Here is a 5,550-nt window from a genome sequence, read left to right as displayed (position 1 = left end):
TGCGGCCGCGAATTCTCATGTTTGACCGCTTATCATCGATAAGCTCTGCTTTTTGTTGACTTCCATTGTTCATTCCACGGACAAAAACAGAGAAAGGAAACGACAGAGGCCAAAAAGCTCGCTTTCAGCACCTGTCGTTTCCTTTCTTTTCAGAGGGTATTTTAAATAAAAACATTAAGTTATGACGAAGAAGAACGGAAACGCCTTAAACCGGAAAATTTTCATAAATAGCGAAAACCCGCGAGGTCGCCGCCCCGTAACAAGGCGGATCGCCGGAAAGGACCCGCAAATGATAATAATTATCAATTGCATACTATCGACGGCACTGCTGCCAGATAACACCACCGGGGAAACATTCCATCATGATGGCCGTGCGGACATAGGAAGCCAGTTCATCCATCGCTTTCTTGTCTGCTGCCATTTGCTTTGTGACATCCAGCGCCGCACATTCAGCAGCGTTTTTCAGCGCGTTTTCGATCAACGTTTCAATGTTGGTATCAACACCAGGTTTAACTTTGAACTTATCGGCACTGACGGTTACCTTGTTCTGCGCTGGCTCATCACGCTGGATACCAAGGCTGATGTTGTAGATATTGGTCACCGGCTGAGGTGTTTCGATTGCCGCTGCGTGGATAGCACCATTTGCGATAGCGGCGTCCTTGATGAATGACACTCCATTGCGAATAAGTTCGAAGGAGACGGTGTCACGAATGCGCTGGTCCAGCTCGTCGATTGCCTTTTGTGCAGCAGAGGTATCAATCTCAACGCCAAGCGTCATCGAAGCGCAATATTGCTGCTCACCAAAACGCGTATTGACCAGGTGTTCAACGGCAAATTTCTGCCCTTCTGATGTCAGAAAGGTAAAGTGATTTTCTTTCTGGTATTCAGTTGCTGTGTGTCTGGTTTCAGCAAAACCAAGCTCGCGCAATTCGGCTGTGCCAGATTTAGAAGGCAGATCACCAGACAGCAACGCGCCACGGAAAAACAGCGCATACAGAACATCCGTCGCCGCGCCGGACAACGTGATAATTTTATGACCCATGATTTATTTCCTTTTAGACGTGAGCCTGTCGCACAGCAAAGCCGCCGAAAGTTCCTCGACCGATGCCCTTGAGAGCCTTCAACCCAGTCAGCTCCTTCCGGTGGGCGCGGGGCATGACTATCGTCGCCGCACTTATGACTGTCTTCTTTATCATGCAACTCGTAGGACAGGTGCCGGCAGCGCTCTGGGTCATTTTCGGCGAGGACCGCTTTCGCTGGAGCGCGACGATGATCGGCCTGTCGCTTGCGGTATTCGGAATCTTGCACGCCCTCGCTCAAGCCTTCGTCACTGGTCCCGCCACCAAACGTTTCGGCGAGAAGCAGGCCATTATCGCCGGCATGGCGGCCGACGCGCTGGGCTACGTCTTGCTGGCGTTCGCGACGCGAGGCTGGATGGCCTTCCCCATTATGATTCTTCTCGCTTCCGGCGGCATCGGGATGCCCGCGTTGCAGGCCATGCTGTCCAGGCAGGTAGATGACGACCATCAGGGACAGCTTCAAGGATCGCTCGCGGCTCTTACCAGCCTAACTTCGATCATTGGACCGCTGATCGTCACGGCGATTTATGCCGCCTCGGCGAGCACATGGAACGGGTTGGCATGGATTGTAGGCGCCGCCCTATACCTTGTCTGCCTCCCCGCGTTGCGTCGCGGTGCATGGAGCCGGGCCACCTCGACCTGAATGGAAGCCGGCGGCACCTCGCTAACGGATTCACCACTCCAAGAATTGGAGCCAATCAATTCTTGCGGAGAACTGTGAATGCGCAAACCAACCCTTGGCAGAACATATCCATCGCGTCCGCCATCTCCAGCAGCCGCACGCGGCGCATCTCGGGCAGCGTTGGGTCCTGCAGATCCGGCTGTGGAATGTGTGTCAGTTAGGGTGTGGAAAGTCCCCAGGCTCCCCAGCAGGCAGAAGTATGCAAAGCATGCATCTCAATTAGTCAGCAACCAGGTGTGGAAAGTCCCCAGGCTCCCCAGCAGGCAGAAGTATGCAAAGCATGCATCTCAATTAGTCAGCAACCATAGTCCCGCCCCTAACTCCGCCCATCCCGCCCCTAACTCCGCCCAGTTCCGCCCATTCTCCGCCCCATGGCTGACTAATTTTTTTTATTTATGCAGAGGCCGAGGCCGCCTCGGCCTCTGAGCTATTCCAGAAGTAGTGAGGAGGCTTTTTTGGAGGCCTAGGCTTTTGCAAAAAGCTTCACGCTGCCGCAAGCACTCAGGGCGCAAGGGCTGCTAAAGGAAGCGGAACACGTAGAAAGCCAGTCCGCAGAAACGGTGCTGACCCCGGATGAATGTCAGCTACTGGGCTATCTGGACAAGGGAAAACGCAAGCGCAAAGAGAAAGCAGGTAGCTTGCAGTGGGCTTACATGGCGATAGCTAGACTGGGCGGTTTTATGGACAGCAAGCGAACCGGAATTGCCAGCTGGGGCGCCCTCTGGTAAGGTTGGGAAGCCCTGCAAAGTAAACTGGATGGCTTTCTTGCCGCCAAGGATCTGATGGCGCAGGGGATCAAGATCTGATCAAGAGACAGGATGAGGATCGTTTCGCATGATTGAACAAGATGGATTGCACGCAGGTTCTCCGGCCGCTTGGGTGGAGAGGCTATTCGGCTATGACTGGGCACAACAGACAATCGGCTGCTCTGATGCCGCCGTGTTCCGGCTGTCAGCGCAGGGGCGCCCGGTTCTTTTTGTCAAGACCGACCTGTCCGGTGCCCTGAATGAACTGCAGGACGAGGCAGCGCGGCTATCGTGGCTGGCCACGACGGGCGTTCCTTGCGCAGCTGTGCTCGACGTTGTCACTGAAGCGGGAAGGGACTGGCTGCTATTGGGCGAAGTGCCGGGGCAGGATCTCCTGTCATCTCACCTTGCTCCTGCCGAGAAAGTATCCATCATGGCTGATGCAATGCGGCGGCTGCATACGCTTGATCCGGCTACCTGCCCATTCGACCACCAAGCGAAACATCGCATCGAGCGAGCACGTACTCGGATGGAAGCCGGTCTTGTCGATCAGGATGATCTGGACGAAGAGCATCAGGGGCTCGCGCCAGCCGAACTGTTCGCCAGGCTCAAGGCGCGCATGCCCGACGGCGAGGATCTCGTCGTGACCCATGGCGATGCCTGCTTGCCGAATATCATGGTGGAAAATGGCCGCTTTTCTGGATTCATCGACTGTGGCCGGCTGGGTGTGGCGGACCGCTATCAGGACATAGCGTTGGCTACCCGTGATATTGCTGAAGAGCTTGGCGGCGAATGGGCTGACCGCTTCCTCGTGCTTTACGGTATCGCCGCTCCCGATTCGCAGCGCATCGCCTTCTATCGCCTTCTTGACGAGTTCTTCTGAGCGGGACTCTGGGGTTCGAAATGACCGACCAAGCGACGCCCAACCTGCCATCACGAGATTTCGATTCCACCGCCGCCTTCTATGAAAGGTTGGGCTTCGGAATCGTTTTCCGGGACGCCGGCTGGATGATCCTCCAGCGCGGGGATCTCATGCTGGAGTTCTTCGCCCACCCCGGGCTCGATCCCCTCGCGAGTTGGTTCAGCTGCTGCCTGAGGCTGGACGACCTCGCGGAGTTCTACCGGCAGTGCAAATCCGTCGGCATCCAGGAAACCAGCAGCGGCTATCCGCGCATCCATGCCCCCGAACTGCAGGAGTGGGGAGGCACGATGGCCGCTTTGGTCCGGATCTTTGTGAAGGAACCTTACTTCTGTGGTGTGACATAATTGGACAAACTACCTACAGAGATTTAAAGCTCTAAGGTAAATATAAAATTTTTAAGTGTATAATGTGTTAAACTACTGATTCTAATTGTTTGTGTATTTTAGATTCCAACCTATGGAACTGATGAATGGGAGCAGTGGTGGAATGCCTTTAATGAGGAAAACCTGTTTTGCTCAGAAGAAATGCCATCTAGTGATGATGAGGCTACTGCTGACTCTCAACATTCTACTCCTCCAAAAAAGAAGAGAAAGGTAGAAGACCCCAAGGACTTTCCTTCAGAATTGCTAAGTTTTTTGAGTCATGCTGTGTTTAGTAATAGAACTCTTGCTTGCTTTGCTATTTACACCACAAAGGAAAAAGCTGCACTGCTATACAAGAAAATTATGGAAAAATATTCTGTAACCTTTATAAGTAGGCATAACAGTTATAATCATAACATACTGTTTTTTCTTACTCCACACAGGCATAGAGTGTCTGCTATTAATAACTATGCTCAAAAATTGTGTACCTTTAGCTTTTTAATTTGTAAAGGGGTTAATAAGGAATATTTGATGTATAGTGCCTTGACTAGAGATCATAATCAGCCATACCACATTTGTAGAGGTTTTACTTGCTTTAAAAAACCTCCCACACCTCCCCCTGAACCTGAAACATAAAATGAATGCAATTGTTGTTGTTAACTTGTTTATTGCAGCTTATAATGGTTACAAATAAAGCAATAGCATCACAAATTTCACAAATAAAGCATTTTTTTCACTGCATTCTAGTTGTGGTTTGTCCAAACTCATCAATGTATCTTATCATGTCTGGATCTGACGGGTGCGCATGATCGTGCTCCTGTCGTTGAGGACCCGGCTAGGCTGGCGGGGTTGCCTTACTGGTTAGCAGAATGAATCACCGATACGCGAGCGAACGTGAAGCGACTGCTGCTGCAAAACGTCTGCGACCTGAGCAACAACATGAATGGTCTTCGGTTTCCGTGTTTCGTAAAGTCTGGAAACGCGGAAGTCAGCGCTCTTCCGCTTCCTCGCTCACTGACTCGCTGCGCTCGGTCGTTCGGCTGCGGCGAGCGGTATCAGCTCACTCAAAGGCGGTAATACGGTTATCCACAGAATCAGGGGATAACGCAGGAAAGAACATGTGAGCAAAAGGCCAGCAAAAGGCCAGGAACCGTAAAAAGGCCGCGTTGCTGGCGTTTTTCCATAGGCTCCGCCCCCCTGACGAGCATCACAAAAATCGACGCTCAAGTCAGAGGTGGCGAAACCCGACAGGACTATAAAGATACCAGGCGTTTCCCCCTGGAAGCTCCCTCGTGCGCTCTCCTGTTCCGACCCTGCCGCTTACCGGATACCTGTCCGCCTTTCTCCCTTCGGGAAGCGTGGCGCTTTCTCATAGCTCACGCTGTAGGTATCTCAGTTCGGTGTAGGTCGTTCGCTCCAAGCTGGGCTGTGTGCACGAACCCCCCGTTCAGCCCGACCGCTGCGCCTTATCCGGTAACTATCGTCTTGAGTCCAACCCGGTAAGACACGACTTATCGCCACTGGCAGCAGCCACTGGTAACAGGATTAGCAGAGCGAGGTATGTAGGCGGTGCTACAGAGTTCTTGAAGTGGTGGCCTAACTACGGCTACACTAGAAGGACAGTATTTGGTATCTGCGCTCTGCTGAAGCCAGTTACCTTCGGAAAAAGAGTTGGTAGCTCTTGATCCGGCAAACAAACCACCGCTGGTAGCGGTGGTTTTTTTGTTTGCAAGCAGCAGATTACGCGCAGAAAAAAAGG

At 52.5% G+C, this 5,550-nt stretch carries 3 protein-coding genes and 2 pseudogenes; 4 read left to right on the top strand and 1 reads right to left on the bottom strand.

Features of this window, described 5'->3' with window-relative positions:
* Positions 1 to 313: 313 nt before the first annotated feature.
* Positions 314 to 1,042: a hypothetical protein gene (locus Q664_RS55180; RefSeq protein WP_000509882.1), complete on the bottom strand. Its 729-nt coding sequence runs from the start codon at positions 1,040 to 1,042 to the stop codon at positions 314 to 316.
* Between the two features lie 56 nt (positions 1,043 to 1,098).
* Here Q664_RS55180 and Q664_RS26525 point away from each other — a divergent pair.
* The 4 genes and pseudogenes from Q664_RS26525 to ble form a co-directional block, all read left to right on the top strand.
* Positions 1,099 to 1,722: pseudogene (locus tag Q664_RS26525) on the top strand (tetracycline resistance MFS efflux pump); the annotation flags it as partial.
* A gap of 515 nt (positions 1,723 to 2,237) precedes the next feature.
* Positions 2,238 to 2,567: pseudogene (locus Q664_RS55165) on the top strand (IS4 family transposase); the annotation flags it as partial.
* 28 nt (positions 2,568 to 2,595) lie between these two features.
* Positions 2,596 to 3,390, top strand: coding sequence for an aminoglycoside O-phosphotransferase APH(3')-IIa (locus tag Q664_RS26520; protein ID WP_000572405.1), 795 nt, complete (start codon positions 2,596 to 2,598; stop codon positions 3,388 to 3,390).
* Positions 3,391 to 3,410: 20 nt separating this feature from the next.
* The gene (gene ble / locus Q664_RS26515) at positions 3,411 to 3,773 is read left to right on the top strand and encodes a BLMT family bleomycin binding protein (protein WP_052518700.1); all 363 of its coding nucleotides are present in this window, start codon (positions 3,411 to 3,413) and stop codon (positions 3,771 to 3,773) included.
* Positions 3,774 to 5,550 lie beyond the last annotated feature (1,777 nt).

It is taken from the genome of Archangium violaceum Cb vi76 (assembly GCF_000733295.1).
GTDB classification, from domain to species: Bacteria; Myxococcota; Myxococcia; order Myxococcales; family Myxococcaceae; genus Archangium; species Archangium violaceum.
The sequence above is the reverse complement of the archived record's forward strand: the minus strand, read 5'-3'. Positions and strand labels throughout refer to the sequence as shown.